This window comes from Streptomyces sp. NPDC048182 (assembly GCF_043202555.1).
In the GTDB taxonomy this organism is placed as follows: Bacteria; Actinomycetota; Actinomycetes; order Streptomycetales; family Streptomycetaceae; genus Streptomyces.
Genome location: NZ_JBIDAQ010000004.1, coordinates 448,663 through 464,428 on the forward strand (window position 1 = coordinate 448,663; position 15,766 = coordinate 464,428).

The 15,766-nt window shown below is 74.3% G+C and carries 13 protein-coding genes, 1 pseudogene and 2 riboswitches; of the genes and pseudogenes, 6 read left to right on the forward strand and 8 right to left on the reverse strand.

All coding sequences use genetic code 11. From position 1 onward, the window contains the following. Positions 1-62 precede the first annotated feature (62 nt). The gene (locus ACGFZL_RS10790) at positions 63-2,198 is read left to right on the forward strand and encodes a phosphocholine-specific phospholipase C (protein ID WP_393690512.1); all 2,136 of its coding nucleotides are present in this window, start codon (positions 63-65) and stop codon (positions 2,196-2,198) included. 568 nt (positions 2,199-2,766) lie between these two features. Then, entirely contained in the window at positions 2,767-3,147 is a 381-nt protein-coding gene (locus ACGFZL_RS10795; RefSeq protein ID WP_393690513.1) for a (2Fe-2S) ferredoxin domain-containing protein, read from the forward strand. A gap of 15 nt (positions 3,148-3,162) precedes the next feature. Here ACGFZL_RS10795 and ACGFZL_RS10800 read toward each other — a convergent pair whose 3' ends face one another. Next, the gene (locus ACGFZL_RS10800; RefSeq protein ID WP_355169329.1) at positions 3,163-3,831 is read right to left on the reverse strand and encodes a nitroreductase family protein; all 669 of its coding nucleotides are present in this window, start codon (positions 3,829-3,831) and stop codon (positions 3,163-3,165) included. 238 nt (positions 3,832-4,069) lie between these two features. Here ACGFZL_RS10800 and ACGFZL_RS10805 point away from each other — a divergent pair, with 238 nt between their 5' ends. Beyond that, positions 4,070-5,011, forward strand: coding sequence for a hypothetical protein (locus ACGFZL_RS10805; RefSeq protein WP_393690514.1), 942 nt, complete (start codon positions 4,070-4,072; stop codon positions 5,009-5,011). Positions 5,012-5,019: 8 nt separating this feature from the next. On the opposite strand, the gene ACGFZL_RS10810 is transcribed toward ACGFZL_RS10805, so the two are convergent. Further along, complete coding sequence (locus tag ACGFZL_RS10810; RefSeq protein ID WP_355168856.1) at positions 5,020-5,376, reverse strand: DUF6479 family protein; 357 nt, start codon at positions 5,374-5,376, stop codon at positions 5,020-5,022. Positions 5,377-5,497: 121 nt separating this feature from the next. Between ACGFZL_RS10810 and ACGFZL_RS10815 the strand changes: the two genes are divergently transcribed. The 3 genes and pseudogenes from ACGFZL_RS10815 to ACGFZL_RS10825 form a co-directional block, all read left to right on the forward strand. Beyond that, on the forward strand, positions 5,498-5,875 hold the full coding sequence (locus tag ACGFZL_RS10815; protein ID WP_355168854.1) for a ferredoxin: 378 nt from the start codon (positions 5,498-5,500) through the stop codon (positions 5,873-5,875). Positions 5,876-5,896: 21 nt separating this feature from the next. Next, a complete protein-coding gene (locus ACGFZL_RS10820) occupies positions 5,897-6,760 on the forward strand; it encodes an oxygenase MpaB family protein (protein ID WP_393690515.1) in 864 nt (287 codons plus the stop codon). Position 6,761: 1 nt separating this feature from the next. Further along, positions 6,762-6,944: pseudogene (locus ACGFZL_RS10825) on the forward strand (DUF4430 domain-containing protein); the annotation flags it as partial. 6 nt (positions 6,945-6,950) lie between these two features. Here ACGFZL_RS10825 and ACGFZL_RS10830 read toward each other — a convergent pair. From ACGFZL_RS10830 to ACGFZL_RS10855, 6 genes are read right to left on the reverse strand one after another with little or no spacing between them, the layout of a single operon-like run. Next, positions 6,951-7,865: a cobalamin-binding protein gene (locus ACGFZL_RS10830; RefSeq protein ID WP_393690516.1), complete on the reverse strand. Its 915-nt coding sequence runs from the start codon at positions 7,863-7,865 to the stop codon at positions 6,951-6,953. Positions 7,866-7,874: 9 nt separating this feature from the next. Beyond that, positions 7,875-8,696 carry an ECF transporter S component gene (locus ACGFZL_RS10835; protein WP_393690517.1) on the reverse strand — a complete coding sequence of 274 codons (822 nt, stop codon included), beginning with the start codon at positions 8,694-8,696 and terminating at the stop codon, positions 7,875-7,877. Continuing rightward, a complete protein-coding gene (locus ACGFZL_RS10840; RefSeq protein WP_393690518.1) occupies positions 8,693-10,351 on the reverse strand; it encodes an ABC transporter ATP-binding protein in 1,659 nt (552 codons plus the stop codon). Before ACGFZL_RS10840 ends, ACGFZL_RS10835 begins: the two co-directional genes overlap by 4 nt. Beyond that, a complete protein-coding gene (locus ACGFZL_RS10845) occupies positions 10,348-11,529 on the reverse strand; it encodes an energy-coupling factor transporter transmembrane component T (protein WP_393690519.1) in 1,182 nt (393 codons plus the stop codon). The genes ACGFZL_RS10840 and ACGFZL_RS10845 overlap by 4 nt, the downstream gene beginning before the upstream one ends. 4 nt (positions 11,530-11,533) lie before the next feature. Then, positions 11,534-12,478, reverse strand: a complete 945-nt coding sequence (locus ACGFZL_RS10850; RefSeq protein WP_393690520.1) for a hypothetical protein — start codon at positions 12,476-12,478, stop codon at positions 11,534-11,536. Continuing rightward, entirely contained in the window at positions 12,475-15,294 is a 2,820-nt protein-coding gene (locus tag ACGFZL_RS10855) for a prenyltransferase/squalene oxidase repeat-containing protein (protein WP_393690521.1), read from the reverse strand. The genes ACGFZL_RS10850 and ACGFZL_RS10855 overlap by 4 nt, the downstream gene beginning before the upstream one ends. 121 nt (positions 15,295-15,415) lie before the next feature. Then, a riboswitch (cobalamin riboswitch) is annotated at positions 15,416-15,489 on the reverse strand. Positions 15,490-15,647: 158 nt separating this feature from the next. After that, positions 15,648-15,722: riboswitch (cobalamin riboswitch) on the forward strand. Positions 15,723-15,766 lie beyond the last annotated feature (44 nt).

Genomic DNA, 15,766 nt, shown 5'->3' on the forward strand with positions numbered 1-15,766 from the left:
CGGTCCGGCGGGTAGGCAACGACCGTTCACGCCCCACGCATCCCCCACGAAGGCGCCTCCCCATGGACCCTCGCATCGCCCGCAGGACGTTCCTGGCCACGGCCTCCGCGATGACGGCCGCCACCGCGGCCGGCCTCGGGTCGCCCTCCCGCCGGGACCCCTCGACCGGTCCGGTGGCCGAGGCGGTGGCGGTCGACCCCCGGCTGGCGCCGGTGCGGCACGTCGTCATCCTCATGCAGGAGAACCGCAGCTTCGACCACTACTTCGGCACCCTCCGGGGCGTCCGCGGCTTCGGCGACCACGCCGTGCTCGACCTGCCCGGCTCGCGCAAGGGGCCGTCCGGGCGCGGCGTCTTCCAGCAGCCCCGGGGCAGGGGCTCGCTCCACCCCTGGCCGCTGAGCGCCGGCAGCGGCGGCTGGGCGAGCGCCCAGTGCAAGGTGGACGGCGGCGGTCACAGCTGGCGCGACCAGCACGACGCCTGGCACGGCGGCCGGCTGGACCGCTGGTACGCCGCGAAGGGCCGCACCGGCATGACCCTGGGCCACCACACCCGGGCCGACCTGCCCTACCTGCACGCTCTCGCCGACGCCTACACCGTCTGCGACGCCTACCACTGCTCCGTGCTGAGCGGCACCGGCCCCAACCGCGCCTACCTCTGGTCGGGCTCCATCGGCGCCGGCCTGCCCGGCGCCGGCCGGGCCCGCTTCGACGGCCCCGACTTCCGCCGGCAGCAGCTCGACTGGACCACCTACGCCGAGCAGCTCGGCTCCGCCGGGATCAGCTGGAAGGTCTACCAGGTCCACGACCGGGACGCCGAGAAGAACTACGGCGACAACGCCCTGGAGTACTTCGCCCCGTTCATGACCGCCGACCCGGCCGAGGACGGCAAGGGCGACCAGGAGTTGTGGCGCCGGGGCGTGGCCGGCGTGCCCTACCGGGGCGGCGACGTGGCCGACGCCATCCTCAGCGCCCTGCGCGCCGACGTGCGCGGGGGCACCCTGCCCCAGGTCTCCTGGATCGTCACCGACTACGCGAACTCCGAGCACCCGAGCGCCAGTCCGGGCCTGGGCGCGACGTTCACCAAGCGCGTCCTTGAAGCACTCGCCGCCGACCGGGGCGTCCTGGACTCCACCGTCTTCCTGCTCACCTACGACGAGAACGACGGCTTCTTCGACCACGTCCCGCCGCCCGTGCCGGCCGACACCACCGACAGGACCGAGTACGTGGCCGGGGCGCCCATCGGCCTCGGCTTCCGGGTACCGATGATCATCGCCTCCCCGTGGACCCGCGGCGGCCGGGTCGACTCCCAGGTCTTCGACCACACCTCCGTGCTGCGCTTCCTCGAGCGCTGGACCGGGGTGCGCTGCCCCCACATCAGCGCCTGGCGCCGGGCCGTCTGCGGCGACCTCACCTCCGCCTTCGACTTCGACCACCCCGTCTTCGGACCGCTGCCCGGCCTGCCGGCCGCGGTGCCCGCCGGCAAGCCGGTGATGACCGGCGCCGCCTGCGCCGCCACCAGCGCCCCGACCGCCCCCTCGGGCACCGGTGTCCGCCCGGCCCAGGAGCCCGGCAACAAGGCCGCCTGCGCGCTGCCCTACCAGGTCAACGCGTACCTCGACCGCTACGAGGGCACCGACCCGCGGGGCATCCAGAAGGTGTGGCTCGCCCTGGCCAACCAGGGCGAGCCGGCCACGTCCGCCGCCCACCTGGCCGCGTACGCGAACGCCTGGCGCGGCGGCGGCCCCTGGCAGTACACGCTCGCCCCGGACGCCGCCACCGGCGACTTCTTCCACATCGGCCGCGGTTTCGGCAAAGGCCGCTACGACCTCACCGTCACCGGCCCCAACCGCTTCCTGCGCCGCTTCCGCGGCGACACCTCGACCCCGACCGGGCGCCACACCCGGGCCCGGAGCTGGTTCGCGGACCACGAGGGCACCACGGCTCTGTGGTTCGAGCTGATCAACGACCACCCCGGCCGCACCGCCCTGTTCACCGCGACCGCGAACAACTACCGCGCGGGCACCTGGACCTACCGGGTCGGCGCCGGGCAGCGCACCGCCGACTTCTTCCAGCAACTCGTCCACTGCCACGGCTGGTACGACTTCACCCTGACCGTCGACCACGACCCGCACTGGTCCCAGCGCTTCATCGGCCACATCGAGAACGGCCTCACCAGCCGCACGGGGTCGATCGTCTGACCGGGCAGGCGGTCAGCAGGTGCTCTGCGGGGTCCCTCCGGTTGGCGGTCGGCGAGCACGACGTAGGCGTCCTCCCCGCAGAGCGTGGCCGCGCCGGCCCGGCCGAGGAACGCCATGGTGCGGCCCATCCGGTCCCGGGTGACGAAGTGCGAGTCGTTGACGACGCCGGCACAGTTCGACCTGGAGAACGTGCCGGTGGTGAAGGTGACGTAGGAGTCGCAGGGGTCGGCCGGCGCCTCCAAGCTGAGCACGCTGCCATGCCCGCACCACCCGCGTCGGCTGGACGCTGCGCGACGCGCGCTGCTCCTACCTCACCGACGGCGACCACTACGACCCGGGCCACTGGCGGCCGGCCCCCGCGCCCGGCAAGCGGCCCGGCGACCTCGGCCCCGCGGAGCGTAAGGCCGCGCACGCGCACATGCGCCAGTGCGAGGAGACGGCCCGCAGGACCGGCCTCGTCTGAGGCCCCCGTCCCGGCCGGCGGGAGCGCGGTACCGGCGGCCGGTTCGGCGGATGAAAGGATGATCGCCCGACGACCGTCGAGCGACGTGAGAGAGGTGCGTGCGGCATGCCCGCGACCCCGGCCCAGGAGACCGCCGCCGAAGCCCCCGCGCCCTGCCGGGTCGTGGTGTGCCGGGACTGCTGCTGCGGCACCCACAAGGTGCCCGGAGTCGACCACGCCGCGCAGCTCGCCCGCCTGCGCGCCGAGGTCCCGGTGCGCGTCTCGGAGTGCCTCGACGTGTGCGAGCACGCCAACGTCGTCGTCGTGCAGCCCTCCGCCGCCGGCCGCGCCGCGGGCGCCCGGCCCGTGTGGCTCGGGCTGGTCAACGACGTCGACGCGACCGAGGACATCGCGGGCTGGGTGCGCGCCGGTGGCCCGGGCGTAGCGCCCCGCCCGGAGATCCTCGACCTCTACGCCATCACGCCGCCACGCCGCCCCACGGAGTGAGCGGCGGCGCCGACGTCACCAGCGGTTCCGGTGCACGACCTCGGCGACCGGCCGGCGGCGCACCGGCCCGAAGGAGCCGCGCGGCCACCCGACGGGGATCGCGGCGAAGGTGTGCATGTCGGCGGGGATGCCGAGCACCCGCTTCCACTCGTCCTCCAGCATCAGGTGCCAGATGGTGATGTTGGCGGCCAGGCCCAGACCGCGCGCCGCGAGCAGCAGGTTCTGCACACCCGGGTAGACGCAGGAGCCCTCCGCGAGCGCCTGGAAGCGGACCTGGGTCTGCGCCATCCGGTTCGTCGCCTCGGGTCCCAGCGCGGCGGCCGAGGCGGTCAGCCCCTCCTCGTCCAGGCGTGGCTCGGGGAAGCGGTAGCAGGGGAGGACGAGCGCCGGGGTGTCGGCGAAGTGGTCGCGCTGGTACTCGATGGCGGCGACCATCCGCCCGTAGGCGGCCTCGTCCATCCCCTCGGGAGCGTGCTTGCCGGTGGTGGCCAGATAGGCGTCCACGCAGCGCCGCCACAGCGGGGCCAACTCGGCCATCACCGCGCGGTCGGTGACGACGACGTACTCGTAGCGCTGCATGTTGCCGCCGCTCGGCCCCCAGACGGCGGCCTGGATCAGCCGCTCGATCAGGTCGTCCGGCACGGGATCGGGCTTGAGGCGGCGCATGGCGCGCATGGTGGACATCGTGGCGAACAGCGCGGGCTCGCCGGCGGCCGGTCCGTGCGTGCCGCGGGCGTCGGACGTGGCGTCGGACGTGGCGTCGGACGTGGCGTCGGTTGTCATGATCGCGAAGTGTAGGCACGGGTGTCACCGCCTCGCGGGCCGGGTGCCGGCGCCTGCCCGCACCCGATCGTGACCTCGGTGATCTTGACCAGTCGGCAGCCGTGGCTCAAGGTGCTGACGTGAAGACCAGGGGTGGGAAATGGAACTGAGGGACTACGTCGAACGGTGCTCGGAGCTGTTCGCGGTCGGCGGTCACGAGGCCGTGCGGCGCACCGCGCAGGCGGGCCTGGACGAGCTGGGGCCGTCGGTCCCGCTGTACCGGTGGCTGGGTCAGGCGCACGCCGCCGAGGACGAGGACGAGGACGATCACGACGCCGAGGCCGAACGCGTCTTCCGGCAGGGGCTCGCCCTCGACCCGGACGACCTCGGACTGCTGGTCTGCTACCTGGAGCTCTGCCTGCGGGCCGACGCCTTCGACCACCCCGGACGGGCCAAGCGCGCCATCACCCTGCGGGCCCGTGTCGAGGAGCTGGCACCCCCCGGATCACCGATGCGGGAGCGGGTCGACGACGCGCTGAGCTGGGCCGGGCGGGGCTACTGGGACGACTTCGCGCACGGCGCGGCGTCCGGGCGGGCCCACGCCGCGGAGGCGGCCGACCTCGGCGAGCGGGTCGCCGAGGCGTTCCGCGCGCGGGCGGCGGGCACCGCGCCCGTGGCCACCGGGCAGACGGAGGACCTCCGCGAGGCGGAGACCGCGGCGGCCGTGGAACTCCTCCGGGGCTGGGTCAACGCGCCGCTGCGCCTGCTGGTCACCCACCGGGCCGGTGCCTATGTCCTCACGGCCTGCGGGGCCCTGACGGTGAACCGCGTCCTGGCGATGACGGGCGCGACCGGCTTCCGCTTCTGGGGCTGGGCGCTGTACGCCCCGCTGCTGCTGGCCGACGCCAGGGTGCGGGCCGCCCGGCGGCTGGCCCGCGAACGGGTCGTCGCCCGCATCGAGGAGCGCCACGCGTCGACCGTACCGGCCGGTGACGACGCCGGTCCCCGCGAAGCCGGAGCCGACCATGGCGGAACCGGCCGCGCGCACGCCGAAGCCGGCGTCGTCGCCGACGCCGGCTCCGCCTCCACGGCTGCCCCGTAGAAGGGGTGTCAGCGAGCGCCCGAACCGCCGCTGCCGAACGAGCCGCTGCTGCCCTCGTCCCAGCGGGGCCGGTCCTGCTCCTCGCCGGAGCGGCTGCCCTGGTGCCGCAGCTCGCTCGGCCGCTTGCGGCCCTCGTCCGTCGGCATCTCGTCCGGCTCGCGCTGCTCCCGGACCTCCCGGACCGGGCCGCCCTCGGGCAGTCGGGGCTGCTCTTCCAGCTTGGGAGGGGGCGACTCTCGGCGCTTGACGCGGCTACCGAAGCCGATGGCGCCGACCAGCAGCACCACCACCACGATGCCCGCCACGATGAGGCCGATGCCGAGGGCACCGGACGCCGCGGCCAGATCCATCCCTGTGTTGGTCATGCGACGCGGGTACCCGCCGCCGAACGTCACCAACCTGATCAGCCCTTCTTCGCCCGTTCGGGCCCCATGGGTCACGGGCCCGGCGGGGTTTGCCGCCCGCACCGGCGGCAACCCGCCCCATGTGACCTCGACGACGGCTTCCCAGCAGGAACTGGTCCGCTTCCTGGAGGACCGCTTCGCGTGCGCACAGGCGTGCACCGCGTGCGCGCGGGCCAGTGCGCTGCGGGCGAGTCTCGTGGACCCGGACGGCGGCGAGCACCAGGAACTCGTCCGCCGCAAGGGCATCGTGTGCGCCGAGGTCTGCGACGCGACCTGCCGGGTGCTGTCCGAGCAGAACCAGGTGGACGAGGAGGCGATCCGCGTCCAGCTGGAGTGGTGCCGGCAGGTGTGCCTGGAGAGCGCGCACGTCTTCGACGCGCAGCCGGGCGCCGAGGAGAGCGCGGCAGCGTGCCGCGCCTGCGCCCGGGCCTGCGGCGACTTCCTCGCCACCCTGCGCTGAAGCCCGCGCCGGCCTCACCCCATGACAGCGACCCCGACCGCGCACCCGGACCCCGGGCTCTTCGGACCCGGCTCCGTGACCTGGCAGGCGCATGGCGACCCGATGATGTGGATCGCCGGCATCCGCGCCCTCTACCTCCAGGCCCTGCACCCCAGGGCGGTGCGCGGCGTCATGCAGAACAGCGACTTCCGGCGCGACGCGTGGGGCCGCCTGCGGCGCACCGCCGACTTCGTCGGCACCACCACGTACGGCACCACCGAGGCCGCCGAGCGCGCGGGCGCCCGGGTCCGCCGCATCCACGCCCTGCTCACGGCGACCGACCCGGACACGGGGGAGCGCTACGGCGTCGACGAGCCGGACCTGCTGCTGTGGGTGCACTGCGCCGAGATCGACTCCTACCTGCACGTCCTGGCCCGCTCGGGCTTCCCCCTGACCGCCGCCCAGGCCGACCGCTACCTCGCCGAGCACCGGCACAGCGCCCGTCTGGTCGGCCTCGACCCGGACACCGTCCCCGGTGACCGGGCCGCCATGGTCGCCTACTTCGCGCGGGTGCGCCCGCTGCTGGCGGCGGGGGACGAGACCCGCGAGGTGGACGACTTCCTGCGCCGCCCGCCGGCCCACCCCCTGCTCGTCCCGGCGCGCGCCCTGCTCTGGCGCCGGGTGGCGAACCTGGCGTACGCCTCGCTGCCGCCGTACGCCCACGAGCTGTACGGCCGCCCGGCCCCCGCCGCCACCACGGTCACCCGGCGCCTGCACGCCACCGGCACCCTGCTCCGCCGCGTCCCCGCCCACCTCCGCTGGCAACTGCCGCCCCGCCACATCCTGACCGCCGTGTCCCGCCTGGGCCCGGACACCCGCCCGTCCCCGCACAAGATCCCGGCCTGACCCGGCCCCGGCCGCCGCGCTCGACGACGCCGCCCGAAAGCGGTACTTCACCTGGGACGGCACCTGGTACGCGTCGTTCGACGACTTCTCCGTGGACACCAACGGCACCGCCACCCCGGTCGGCGGCTGCCAGTTCAAGCTCGCCGCCGGTGACCAGGTCGCCTTCACCTGGACGGCCTTCTGACCAGGCTCACAGGAGGCGCGCCTCGGCCGTCGTGACCGGGGCTCCGGTCCGCGCGCCGTGCAGGACGTGGGCAAGCACTTCCGCGCCGCGCACCACGCGCGGGCCGGGGCGGTTGAAGTAGGCGGGGCCGTCGAGGATCCAGACCTGCCCGGCCCTTACGGCGGGCAGGTCCCGCCAGCCGGGCAGGCCGGTGAGCAGGGCGGTCTCGCGCAGGGTGCGCTCCGGGGGGAAGCCGCAGGGCAGGACCAGTACCGTGTCCGGCTCCGCGGCCCGTACCGCCTCCCAGGTCATCGGCTTGGTGTGCTCGCCCGGGACGGCCAGCAGGGGGAGCCCGCCGGCCACGTCGATCTGCTCCGGCACCCAGTGCCCGGCGGGCCACAGCGGGTCGAGCCACTCGACGGCCACCACTCGGGGCCGTTCGACGTGGCCGGCCACCGCCGCGCGCACCGCGTCCAGGCGGGCCAGCAACTCGGCCCGCTTCCGTTCGGCGCGCTCGCGCACGCCGAGCACCTCGCCGACGGTGACCAGGCAGTCGAGTACACCGTCAAGGGTCCGCGGCTCCAGGCTGAGGACGCGCGTGTCCGCGTCGAGGAGGCGGACGGCGCCGCTGACCTTCTCGTAGGACACGGCGCACACCTCGCACAGGTCCTGGGTGAGCACCACGTCGGGGCGCAGGGCGGCGAGCCGTTCGGTGTCGAGGGTGTAGAGGGAGGAGCCGGTGTGCGCCGAGCTGCCGACCGCGTCCGACAGCTCGCGGCTGGTCAGGCGGTCCTGGTCGAGGTCGGCGGCCGTGACGACCGGGACCCGCGCCACCTGCTCGGGCGGCCAGTCGCACTCGTGCGTGCGGCCCACCAGCCGATCGGCCAGGCCCAGCTCGGCCACGATGTCGGTCGCGGCCGGCAGCAGAGAGACGATGCGCATGCCGCGACCCTACGGCGTCGGCGCCGGGCTCCGGTGCTCGGCGAAGCGGACCGGGGCCTGGAAGCGGGCTTTGCGGGCCGCGCGGCGGAAGACGGTGAGGACGGCGGGCCCGGCGAGGCAGACGCAGACGAAGTTGGTGACCGCGCGGCCGGTGTCCCAGCCCAGCGAGGTCGCCAGGTCGAAGGCGAGGTAGCGGTGGAACTGCTCGGTGAAGGGCAGCCCGGGCAGGTAGGCGATGGAGCTGTTCGGGTCGAGGGAGAAGGGCCAGAAGGAGAGGTTGAGGAGGAAGCCGAAGAGGTAGCCGGAGACGGAGCCGTAGGCGGCGAGCAGGAGGACCTCCCGGCGGCCGGTGGCCCGGGGAAGAAGGCCCGCGAGCATGCCGACGAAGGCGCAGCCGAACATCTGGTACGGCATCCACGGCCCGACGCCGCCCGTGATGAGGGCGGAGGCGAAGAGCGAGGTGCAGCCCAGGGTGAAGCCGAAGCCGGGTCCGTAGACCCGCCCGGCGAGGACGAGGATGAAGAAGACGGTCTCGATGCCGGCGGTGCCCGCGCCGAGCGGGCGGATGGCGGCGTTGACCGCGGACAGGACCCCCAGCATGGCGAGCGCCTTGGAGTTGATGCCGCCCTCGGCGATCTCGGAGATCACCACGCACAGCACCACCACGAGGAGCACGCCGAAGATGAGTGGTGGTGCGTAGTTCGAGCCGAACTTCCCGGGCGCGACGAGGAACGGCCAGAAGAACGCCACGGCCCCGAGGAGGGCGGCCATGGCGATGACGATCCCGGCGCGGGCGCGGATCCGGATGGCGGTGGCGGAGGTCGTGGTCATGCGGGGTGCTCCGCTCCGCCGGTCGGCAGCGCGGCGACCAGCTGGTCCACGGTGAGGAACGGCAGCGGCGCGAGGATCTTCGCGGTCTGCGGGGCGAAGACGGGGGAGGCGACGATCACCTCGGTGGTCGGGCCGTCGGCGACGATGTCGCCCTCCGCCATGACCACCACCCGGTCGGCGGCGCGGGCGACGAACTCGACGTCGTGGGTGGAGATGACGACGGCGCGGCCCTCGGCGGCCAGGCCGTCCACGATGCCGATGAGGGCGTTCTTGGCGCGGTAGTCGAGACCGCGGGTGGGCTCGTCGAGGAGGACGACCGAGGGGGCGGCGGTCAGCTGGATGGCGAGGACGAGGGCCAGCTTCTGGCCCTCGGACAGGTCGCGGGGGTGGGTGGTGTCGGAGATGCCGGGCGCCAGGCGGTCGAGGAGCGCGCGGGCCGGGACCCCGCCGCCGGAGCCGGTCGCCGACTCGGCGTCGGCCTGGTCGAGTTCCTGCTTCACGGACTCCAGGTAGAGGAGGTCGGTGGGCGTCTGCGGGACGAGCCCGACCAACCGCCGCGCCTGCGTCGCCGGCAGCTTCCGCGGGTCCTGCGGCTTCGGGCCGCCCGGCACACCGACGGAGACCGAGCCCGCCCGGCGGGGGCCCGAGCCCTGGAGGGCCCACAGGAGGGAGGACTTGCCCGAGCCGTTGCGCCCCATGAGGGCGGTGACCTCACCGCCGTGCAGGGTGAGATCGACCTCGCGGACGGCCGGCACTCCGTGGTACGCGACGGTGATGCCGCGTGCGGTCAGCAGTCCGGCCCCCTCCGCTCGCGGGGCCGCGCGGACCGGGCGGGGCTCGGCGCCGGCCAGGCGGGTGCGCAGGGGCGCCGCCGCCCGGCGGGCGTCACGGATCGACAGGGGGAGCGGCGACCATCCGGCGGCGCGGCCGAGGTCGACGATCGGCGGGGCGATGGAGGAGGTGCGGAAGATCTCGTGGGGCGGGCCGGCCACCACGCGGCCGTCGCCCGGTAGATGGAGGACCCGGTCGGCGTACTGCACCACGCGTTCCAGCCGGTGTTCGGCGAGGAGCACGGTGACGCCCAGGTCATGGACGAGGCGGGTGACGGAGGCGAGCACCTCCTCGGCGGCCGTCGGGTCGAGGGCGGAGGTCGGCTCGTCCAGGACGAGTACGCGGGGGTGCGCGGTGAGCACCGAGCCGATGGCGACGCGCTGCTGCTGCCCGCCGGAGAGCTCGTGCAGGGCGCGATGGCGCAGGTCGGCGAGGCCGAGCAGGTCCAGGGTCTCCTCGACCCGCTTGCGCATGGTGGCCGGCGGCACCGCCAGCTGCTCCATCGCGTAGGCGAGTTCCTCCTCGACGGTGTCGGTCACGAACCCGTCCAGCGGGTCCTGCCCCACGACGCCCACCACGTCGGCGAGTTCGCGCGGCGGATGCGCGGCGGTGTCGCGACCGTCGACGACGACCCTGCCGTACAGGGTGCCGCCGGTGAAGTGCGGGACGAGGCCGTTGACGGCGCCGAGCAGGGTGGACTTGCCGACGCCGGTGTGGCCGACGACGAGGCACAGCTCGCCCTCCTCCACCGTCAGGTCGACGTCCCGCAGGACCGGCTCGGCCGCGTCCTCGTAGACGATGCTGACCTGGTCGAAGGTGATCACTTGAGGTCCTCGGTACGCGGTGCGGAGCCCGGGCCGGTGCCGGGGCCGGGCGGCGGGGCCAGGAAGCCGGCGGCCCCGGCCAGCAGGATCGCGGCGGCGGGGACCGGCGGCAGGGTCGGCCAACTGAGCGGATAGATGGACGGGTTCAGCTCGGCGGCGTCGAAGCCGGCGCCGCTGAACAGCAGGACCGCCGACAGCACGCCGCAGCCCGCGACGGCCCACTCGGCGGCCCGCCAGGGGTCGGGCCGGTAGGTGGTCCGGGTGACGCGCCGCCCGCCCAGGCGGAGTCCGGCGAAGCACAGCACCGTGCCCGCGCCCATGGCCGGCAGGCCGAGGAGCTTGGGGGCGGTGGCGTCGAGCAGGCCGTACGCGCCCGCGCACAGCCCGCACATGCCGAGCAGCATCAGGGCGCCGGTGGCGCGCCGGGTCCGGCGGGTCGCGGTCCCGGCACGTCCGTAGCCCCGCGAGTCCATGGCGGCGGCCAGCCGCAGCGAGCGCTCCAGGGCGTCCTCCAGGACGGGCACGATGATCCCGCGCAGCGCCCGGAGCCCCTTGGAACGCCCGGCCCGCAGCCGCTTGGCCCGGTGCACCCGCTGGACGCTCTGCACGAGCTGCGGCGCGACACTGATCGACACGGTGACGGCCACGCCCAGTTCGTACAGGGCGCCGGGGAGGACGCGCAGCGCCCGCTTGGGGTTGGCCAGGGTGTTCGCCGCGCCGATGCAGCACAGCAGGCAGGCCAGGCGCAGCCCGTCCGTCGCCGCGGAGAGCAGCGCCTCCAGGGAGACGGGGCCGCCGAGTTGGATGCCGGCGTACCAGTCGGGCGTCGGGATGTGGGGGAGGGAGAAGAGAAAGTGGTCGCGCGGGGTGACGCCGGTGGCGAAGACCGCGCGGAAGACGACCCGGATCGCCACGACTGTGAGCGCCAGGTAGAGGTAGTACTTGAAGCCGCGCGCCCAGGGCGCCTCGGTGCGCCGCACGGTGACCACGTAGCCGAGGACGGAGAGGACGAGGAAGAGCAGCAGCGGGTTGTTGGTGCGGCTGACGGCGGTGGCCAGGGACAGCGCCCAGATCCACCAGGCGACGGGGTGCAGGATGCGCGGCAGCCGCCGCCCGCCCGCGTCCGGCGCCGGGCCGGGAACGGGCGGCCGGACGGCCGGCGCGAGGGTGCGCGACACGCTGCTATTCCGCCCGGCGCCGCCGCCGGGCCGCGACCGCGGCGCCGGCGCCGATCAGCACCACGAGCGCGCCCCCGGCGACGGCGGGCAGGTACGAGCCCACGTCGTGCTTCGCGTCCGCGGCCGGCACCGCGTCGACGACCTTCGGCCCGGGGGAGGGTGCGGCGACGGCGGCCGACGGCGACGCCGAGACGGATGCCGAAGGACTGGCGGAGGCGGTCCTGGAGGGACTCGGTGACGGGGACTTCTTCGGCTTGGGCTTGGGCTTGGGCGCCGGCTTGTTCGTGCGGCGGGTGGTGGGCTCCGCGGCCGGCGGGGGGTTCTCCGGCTTCGGGCCCGTGTTCACGCCCGGGGGCAGGGGCTTCGCCGTCCGCGTGTCCTTCGGAGCGGGGCCGCCGATGGGCCGGGCGTTGTGGGCGCGCAGTCGGTCGGGCGAGATGGTGGGACGGCCCTGGGTGCCCTCGATGTTGGTCGCGCCGAAGATCCACAGGTCGACGCTGCCCGGCTGCGGCTTGTAGAGCATGGCGCCGAGCTGGCTGTACGTCCAGGTGTTCTGACCCGGGTCGGCGTGCCAGTAGGACCAGTAGGCGGAGGCGGGCGGGGTCAGCACGCAGTCGTCCTGCTGCGGGGTCGGGTACTGCTTGCCCCCCTGGTACCCGCTGTAGCCGATGCGGCAGATGAAGGCCGGCCCGTCGTGGCCGGTGCCGGTGGTGGCCCAGCCGCCCTGGTTGAGGAGTTCGTAGCCGGTGGTGGGAGTCGTGCCGCAGGAGCGGTACACCGGTCCGCCCCAGCGGCTGAAGTCCACGGCGAGGACGGCCCCGGAGCTGGTCGTGCACCGGCCCATCGGCTGCGGGGCCGCACCGGCCGGTGCGGTGGTGGTGAGGGAAGCCGCCACCGCGAGGGCGAGCACGGTGGCCGCACGGGCCGCAGTCCGCAACGCGCGGATCACGAAGCACCCCCCGTGGACTCGCGCCGGCGCCGTGCGACCCGGGTCGTGGCCCACCCGGCGAGCACGAGGACCACGGACACGGCGGCGAGCGCGCCGGCCTGGGCACCGGTGGAGGCGAGGACCCCGCCGCCCGAACCGGATCCGCCGGCGAGGCCGCTGTCTCCGGAGGTGTCCACCACGGCGCCGCTGTCCCCACCCGTGGTCACGATGGCGGGCGGGGCGGAGGCACCGGTGGTGATGCTCGGAACGGGCTGCGGCACGGTTCCGTCGAGGCTGCGCGTGAGGACGCCGAAGGAGATGCCGGTGGCTCCGCCGACGGCCTGTGTGGAGGCGCGGACGTCGGACGTGCCGGTCTGGACGCCCTTGGCGATGTTGAACCCGCCGTCCTTGTTCTGCTGCGAGGCCAGGAACTTGCGGGCCTTGGCGATCGGGCCGGCGTACTGTGCCGAGTCCAGGGACAGGCCCTGGATCGCCAGGGCCGCGGAGTTGACGGAGTTCCCGGACGCGCCGGGGAAGCCGCCGTCCGGCTTCTGCTGTCCGGCCAGCCAGGTGAGTCCCTTCGAGACGGCGGCCTTGGAGCCGGCGTCGGGCAGCAGGTCCAGCGCCATGGCGGCCATCGCGGTGGAGTCGACCTCGGTCGCGCTCGGCTCGCCGATCAGGCTGACCCAGGCACCGGAGCGGTCCTGGAGGCTCTTGAGGAAGGCGACCGGCTGGGCCGCCGCCGTCTTCTCGCCCGCCCTGACCTGGGCCATGACGCCGAGGGACTGCGAGAAGACGGAGACGGCGCCCGCGTAATTGCCCTTGCCCGCGCACTTCCCGCGGGTGTCGGTCTTCGAGGCGCAGGTTCCCTTCGCGAGCGCGGCGATCAGGTCGTGGCCGCCGAAGTCGCGGGGGTCGCGGCCGACGGCCTCGGCCAGCAGGGCTGTCTTGCCGAGGGAGCCGCCACCGGCGTACTTGGTGCCGATCAGGGTCCAGGCGTCGATGTTCCGGCCCCCGGCGTCCTTGCCGCCCTTGTCGAGGAAGTCGACGATGTTGCGCAGGGTGGCGTTGTCACGCCCCGTCGCGGCGAGCGCGTAGGCGCCGTCGATGGTCAGGCCGTAGTCGGCGAAGCCCGGGCCGGACTCGTAGTAGCGGCCCTGGATCAGCCGCTTGTGGTCGACCAGGTAGGCCGTCCCCTTCTTCAGGTCGGGTCCGGCACCGGCCGGCGGAGCGGGGGGAGTCGTCGTCGGAGGGGTGGTGGTGGGCGGAGTGGTCGGGGGTGTCGTGGGCGGGGCGGTCTGCTTCGTCGTCAGGGCGACCAGGTCGCTCTTGGCGCCCGCGATCACGGCCGGCGCGGTGGCGTACACCCGGGACGAGGTGTCGCCCTCGTCGAAGCCGAAGCCGCCCAGCGGGAGCTGCTGCTTCGAGAGCCAGGCGACCCCGGCGTCCGCGTGCCCGGCGTCGCCGAGAGCCCTCAGCGCCTGGGCGGCCCAGCCGGTCGAGTTGGCGGAACCCGTGGTCTCGTACGACACCGAGGGCCAGGAGCCGTTCGCCAGCTGCGCCTTCTTGAGGTAGGCCCGTGCCTGCCCGACGGCCTCGCCGTGGCCGCCGGCTCGCTTCAGGGCGCGGGTGATCAGCCCGGTGGACGCGGCGTCGCTGTCGCAGTGGCCGCCGGTCCGGATGAGGATGCTGGTGAAGCCGCCGTCCTCGCACTGGAGCCCGGTCAGCCGGTCCACGGCGCCGGCCGGCGGCTGGACGCCGCCGTTCAGCAGCGCGATGACGGCCATGGCCTGGGCGTCGGACTGGCCGGTGGTGCGGAAGTCGCCCTTGGTGAAGCACCCGTCGATCGTCTCGCCGTCGCCGATGTCCCGGGGGCAGGCGTACTTCACGAGGTCCCCGAGCAGATCATGGCCGCCGAACTTGCGCGGGTCCTTGCCGGTGGCCTCGGCGACGAGTGCGAGGCGCGCGGCGGCGGTGGCGTCGGGGATCTGGTCCTGGCCGGCCGGATAGGCGTACGCGTCGGTCTGGGCGGGCGTGGCGAGGAAGTCGGCCGCCTTGCGTGCCGCCGGGCTCTTGCGGTCGGCGCCGGCGAGCGCGTACACGACCTCGGTGGTCAGCAGGTAGTTGGGTGTCGTCGCCCCCTCGTCGACGACCCGCTGCCCGTCCTTCAACTGCTTGGCCAGCCAGCGGGTGGCCTTCGGTACGTCCACCGCTCCCGGCGGCACCGTCGGCGGATCCGTCGGGTCCGGCGTGGGAGACGTCCCGCCGCCGGCGCGGACGTCGTCGGGGGTGAAGGAGGGCTGGCCCTTGGTGCCGGCCTCGTCGCTGGCCCCGAAGACCCAGGCGTCCACGTCACCGGCCTTCGGGGTGCGGGACATGGCGCCGAGCGGGCTGTAGGTCCACTTCTTCTGGCCGGGGGAGGCGATCCAGTACGACCAGTACGCCGTGGCCTGCGGGGTGAGGACGCAGTCCTCCTTGGCCGGGGTCGGGTACTGCTTCCCGCCGTTGAAGGAGGCGTTGCCGATGCGGCAGATGAACCCGTCGCCGTCGTGGACGGTGCCGGTGGTGGTGAAGCCGCCGGTGTGCAGCAGCTCGTAGCCGGTCGTCGGGGTGGTGTCGCAGCCGCGCTTCACTTTGCCCCCGAAGGGCTTGAAGTCGACGGCCACGACGGCGCCGTTGGTGGCGGTGCACTGGTCGATCGGATCGGCACTGGCCGTTGTCGGGACGGTGGTGAGGAAAGCCGCTCCCGCACCGAGCGCCAGGGCCGACGCGGCCACGAGTGAGGCCAGCCGGCGTCCCACCCCCAAGCGTCGTTCCGCCTGCTGTTCGGTCCCCACCGCGGCCCCTCGTCTCTGCCGGGCGGCGGCGTGCGTGGCGAAGTGCCTCCGCGCCGGGGGGAGACTCTGCTGACCACACCGCAATCCGCGACGGCGCTTTCGTGCACTGTGTCCCAACCCCAGGTGTTCCGGCTCGCCCGGGGTGAGCCGGGCCTACGGTTGCGGGACAGCGCCGGAGTCCGACCGGCTTCCCCTGGTGGTGGGCAGTTGTCAGGCGGAGTTCACCACGAATGTTCTGCACGCGTCAATGTGCTGCGCGTCTCGTCGACCCCTTGGCGGCGGGCTTCGTCCAGGTCGGCCCCGGTGGGTGGCGGTTCCCAGCCCTCTGGGGTAGCGTCCCGCGATGCCGAGTGGGGGAATCCGGTGGGAAGCCGGGGCTGACGCGCAGCGGTGTGGGACGGCGGAGGCCGTGCCGAGCCCGAATGCCCATACGGCGCAGCACCTCAGGAAGCCGTGCCACGCGTTCCGGACG

What these genes read in the sequence shown, in the direction of transcription:
- ACGFZL_RS10790 (WP_393690512.1), top strand. Translation starts at nt 63, where the DNA reads ATGGACCCTCGCATCGCCCGCAGGACGTTCCTGGCCACGGCCTCCGCG.
- ACGFZL_RS10795 (WP_393690513.1), top strand. Translation starts at nt 2,767, where the DNA reads ATGCCCGCGACCCCGGCCCAGGAGACCGCCGCCGAAGCCCCCGCGCCC.
- ACGFZL_RS10800 (WP_355169329.1), bottom strand. Translation starts at nt 3,831, where the DNA reads ATGTCCACCATGCGCGCCATGCGCCGCCTCAAGCCCGATCCCGTGCCG.
- ACGFZL_RS10805 (WP_393690514.1), top strand. Translation starts at nt 4,070, where the DNA reads ATGGAACTGAGGGACTACGTCGAACGGTGCTCGGAGCTGTTCGCGGTC.
- ACGFZL_RS10810 (WP_355168856.1), bottom strand. Translation starts at nt 5,376, where the DNA reads ATGACCAACACAGGGATGGATCTGGCCGCGGCGTCCGGTGCCCTCGGC.
- ACGFZL_RS10820 (WP_393690515.1), top strand. Translation starts at nt 5,897, where the DNA reads ATGACAGCGACCCCGACCGCGCACCCGGACCCCGGGCTCTTCGGACCC.
- ACGFZL_RS10830 (WP_393690516.1), bottom strand. Translation starts at nt 7,865, where the DNA reads ATGCGCATCGTCTCTCTGCTGCCGGCCGCGACCGACATCGTGGCCGAG.
- ACGFZL_RS10835 (WP_393690517.1), bottom strand. Translation starts at nt 8,696, where the DNA reads ATGACCACGACCTCCGCCACCGCCATCCGGATCCGCGCCCGCGCCGGG.